The organism is Caulobacter sp. P1_B12_2 (assembly GCF_056406675.1).
This window is the reverse complement of sequence record NZ_JBFTZS010000427.1, coordinates 1-3,990: the sequence shown is the minus strand read 5'-3', so window position 1 is coordinate 3,990 and position 3,990 is coordinate 1. Positions and strand designations below refer to the sequence as shown.

At 70.8% G+C, this 3,990-nt stretch carries 3 protein-coding genes; 1 reads left to right on the top strand and 2 read right to left on the bottom strand.

Annotated features, from left to right (window positions below; genetic code table 11):
- On the top strand, positions 1–505 hold a 505-nt coding region (locus tag AC1DZ6_RS20745; RefSeq protein ID WP_477099027.1), incomplete at its 5' end, for a trypsin-like peptidase domain-containing protein.
- Here AC1DZ6_RS20745 and AC1DZ6_RS20740 read toward each other — a convergent pair.
- Together AC1DZ6_RS20740 and AC1DZ6_RS20735 are read right to left on the bottom strand one after the other, a co-directional pair.
- A complete protein-coding gene (locus AC1DZ6_RS20740) occupies positions 502–2,238 on the bottom strand; it encodes an AmpG family muropeptide MFS transporter (RefSeq protein WP_477099026.1) in 1,737 nt (578 codons plus the stop codon). The genes AC1DZ6_RS20745 and AC1DZ6_RS20740 overlap by 4 nt on opposite strands.
- Positions 2,239–2,275: 37 nt before the next feature.
- Complete coding sequence (locus AC1DZ6_RS20735) at positions 2,276–3,823, bottom strand: response regulator (protein ID WP_477099025.1); 1,548 nt, start codon at positions 3,821–3,823, stop codon at positions 2,276–2,278.
- Positions 3,824–3,990 lie beyond the last annotated feature (167 nt).

Below are 3,990 nucleotides of genomic sequence, written 5' to 3'. Positions count from 1 at the left end.
GTCCGGGGACGCCGCCATCCTGACCACCGAAGGCGGAGCGCCCGCCGTGCCGTTACGCGCCGCGACCGAGCCGCCGAGGCGCGGCGAGCGGGCCTATCATCCGGGCTTTCCGCAGGGCCATCCCGGCGAAGYGACGTCGCGCCTGCTGGGCCGGGAGAACCTGGTCGTCCGAGGGCGCGGGGCTCGGGTCGAACCGGTGCTGGTCTGGGCCGAGGTCGGTCGGACCGACAATCTGAAGGGCACGCTGTCGGGTCTGTCGGGCGCTCCGGCCCTCGACAGCGCCGGCCGGGTGATCGGCGTCACCGTGGCCGAGTCGCCGCGTCGGGGCCGGATCTACACGACGGCCCAGGAGACGGTCGAAGACCTGCTCAAGCACAGCCGCCGGCGTCCGGCCAGCTTCGCCCTGGGCGAGGCGATCACCACCGAGAACTACGGCCGCGTGGCCGACGGCCTGCGCCGCGACCTGCGCGTGGCCCAGGTGGTGTGCCTCAAGAGCGAGACCTAGCCAGGTTCCGCTGCGGCTGCGGCTGCGGCCGCGGCTTCGGCCTCGGCCGCAGCCTTGGCCGTCATGTGCCGGGGCTGGCGGGCGGCGACCATGAACGACAAAGCGATGGCCACGACGCCGATCAGCGCCGTGTAGATGAAGAAGGCCGTGTAGCCGGCCGCCATGGCCGGGGCGCTGACCCCTAGCTTGGCGCCGGCGGCGGTGAAGCTTTCGGGCGGTAGGCGCGTGAACAGGCCCTTCAGCGCCCCGATCGGACCGCCGGCCTCCGCCGCCACGGCCGAGGCCTCGACGATCCGGCCCGACTGCGAGGCGATCAGCTTGCCGGGCAAGGCGTAGAGCGACGAGAACAGGGCGTATTGCGTGGCCGTGAAGCCTGCCGTGGTCAGGCTGGACATGTAGGCGATCAAAGCTGTTCCAGCGACCCCGCCCGCGATGTTGTCGATGCAGATCGAGGTGAACAGCATCGGCACGCTGTGGCCGCTCATGGCCAGCAGGGCGAACATCAGGTTGCTGATCGGTTGGGCGAAGGCGCCGACGATCAGGGCCCGCATCAGGCCGAACCGCGCGACGACCACGCCGCCCAGGAACACGCCGGCCATCGAGGCGATGATGCCGAACACCTTCCGGATCTCGGCGATCTCGGTCAGGGTGAAGCCCATGTCGCGGTAGAACGGGTTCATGATGTTGAGCACGAAGTCCGAGACCCGGTAGACGCAGATCGCCGCCAGGATCAGGCCGGCCACGCCCGAGAAACGGGTCAGGAAATCCTTGAGGGGCGAGTAGAGCGCCGTCGACAGATAGACGCCGGGCTTGGTCGGGACCTTGGGGATCGGCGTGGCGGCGACCACGATCACGCCCAGCCCGGCCAGGACTCCAACAAGCTGCAGCCAGACGCCGTTGGGTTTGGCCTTCCAGGCTTCTGCCAGGGCGTCGCCGCCTACGATCTTGGACAGCAGGCTGGCGTCGCCCGACAGGCCCGAGCCGACCAGCAGGGCGCCGGCCAGCAGGATGACCAGGCGGGCCAGCCACTCGATGATCTCCAGCGCCTTGGGCTGGTTGATGCCGTCGGTGTGGATGGGGCGGATGGCGTGGGCTTGCTCGCGCGGCGCCGCCAAGGTCGAGATCACGCCGATGATCATGGCGCCGGCCATGGCGAGATAGGAAATGTTCCAGCCGAAGCGCTCGGCCAGCAGCAGGGGCACGGCGCCGGCCATGATCATCGCCCCGCGATAGCCCCACTGGACCGCGACGGCCATCTGGCCCTGGCGGTCGGTGTCGACCACCTCGATCCGCCAGGCGTCGATGACGATGTCCTGGGTGGCCGTGGCGAAGCCGACGATCACCGCGATGGCGGCCATCAGCGGCAGGTTCGTGGCCGGATTGACGGTCGAGATGGCCAGCAGGCCCAGGATTATCACGGCCTGGCAGACCAGCATCCACGCGCGGCGGTGGCCGACCAGCCCATGCAGGATCGGGACCTTGGTGCGATCGATCAGCGGGGCCCACAGGAACTTGAATGAGAAGCTCAGCGTGGCCAGGCTGAAGAAGCCGATCACCGCCAGCGACAGGCCCGCGTCGCGCAGCCACAGCGACAGGGTGTCGAAGATCAGCATGAAGGGCAGGCCCGAGGCGAAGCCCAGGCCCAGCATCACCAGGCTGCGGCGCTCGCCGAAGAAGGCCAGGGTCTGGAGAAGGGTCTTCTTCTCCGGCGTGGCTTTGACGTCGTCGGTCATGCGTGGCGGTCCCCGATGCGGGGAAGCCGCCCCGCCCTTAGCCGGCGACCTTGGCGCGCGTCGTGGCTTTCGTCCAGCCAAGGCCGGTCCAGTTGGTCAGCACGCCGCGCAGGGCGGGCGGGGTGAGGGGCTTGGCGAGGAAGTCGTTCATGCCGGCCGCCAGGCAGGCGCGGCGGTCCTCGTCGAAGGCGTCGGCGGTCAGGGCGACGATGGGCGTGGTGACGCCGCGCTCGCGCAGGGCCTTGGTGGCCTCGATGCCGTTCAGGCCCGGCATGCGCAGGTCCATCAGGATCAGGTCGTAGAAGCCGCGCGACAGGGCCGAAACGGCCTCGTCGCCGCTGGCGATGCGGTCGACCTTGCAGCCCTCGCGCTCCAGCAGGGCGCGGGCCAGAAGCGCGTTGATCGGATTGTCCTCGGCCAGCAGCACGCGCACGCCGGGGGCGGCGGCCGGGGCGATGCGGTCGTCCTCGTGGGCCGGAGCGACAGTCGGGACGATCTCGGCCTTGTCGGTCGCTCGGGCCTCCAGCACCTGGGCGATCAGCGAGGCGCGACGCAGGGGCTTGATCAGATAGCCCAGGCCCGCCGCCTTCAGCTTGGGAATGCGGTCGCGCTGCTCGGGGGTCAGCAGGACGACGCAGGCCCGGCCGGCCGGGGGCTTCAACGCCCCGCGCGGTCCGGACAAAGCAGCGTCGAGCAGCAGCACGGCGTCGGCCGGCGCGCCTTTCAGCGCGGCGGCGATGGTTTCGCCCGGCAAGGCCTGGCCACCGCTGGCCCGCACCTGGCGGATGGCCGCCTCGCGGATCATGGCGTTGGGCGAGGCGATGGCCACGGAGCGGCCGGTCAGCGGCAGCTCCACGGGCGCCGTCGGGGCGAAGTCGAACGGGGCCTCGAACCAGAAGTCGGCGCCCTGGCCCAGCTCGCCGCCGACCCCGGCCTCGCCGTTCATGGCGCCGGCCAGGCGGGCGACGATGGCCAGGCCCAGGCCCGCCCCGCCCAATTGGGCCTGGTGCGAGGGATCGGTCTGGACGAACGCCTCGAAGATCGCGGCGCGGGCCTCGGGGGCGACGCCCGGTCCGGTGTCGCGCACCGAGAAGCGGATGCGGCCGCCAGAACCAGGCTTGGGCGGCGCCAGGTCGGCGCTCAGCAAAACGCCGCCGACCTCGGTGAACTTGATGGCGTTGCCGGCGTAGTTCAGCAGCACCTGCCGCAGGCGGCCCTCGTCGGCCAGGATGGCCGGCAGGCCGGGCGCGACGGCCCAGGCGATCTCGATGGCCTTTTCGTGAGCGCGGGGGCTCAGCAGTTCGGCGACCTGGCGCAGCAGGTTCTCGACGTCGACCGGGGCGGCGTGCAACTCGATCGCCGTGGCGCCCAGGCGGGCGAAGTCCAGCACGTCGTTGACCAGCGACAACAGGTGGTCGCCGCTTTCGCGCAGGGCGCCGACATAGGCCCGCTGCTCGGCGGTCAGCCGCGTGCCTTCCAGCAACCGCGCCATGCCCAGCACGCCGTTCAGCGGGGTGCGGAACTCGTGGCTGAGGGTGGCCAGCTGTTCGGGGGTGACCCCGGCGGAGGAAGGACGGTTGCTCATGGCGGTAGACCGTAGCGCTCGCGGCTTAACGACGGGTGTTCGGTGAAAGGGTTTTTCGGGCGCGTTCGTGCGGTGAGCACTTGCCCCCTACGGACCGCTTCGCGGTCGTCTTCCCCCAAAGGGGGAAGAGGAGTCGTACGCGCGTCCTCCGCCCCCTCTGGGGGCGG

Coding starts and splice junctions, on each gene's coding strand:
- AC1DZ6_RS20740 (WP_477099026.1), bottom strand. CDS start 2,238: ATGACCGACGACGTCAAAGCCACGCCGGAGAAGAAGACCCTTCTCCAG.
- AC1DZ6_RS20735 (WP_477099025.1), bottom strand. CDS start 3,823: ATGAGCAACCGTCCTTCCTCCGCCGGGGTCACCCCCGAACAGCTGGCC.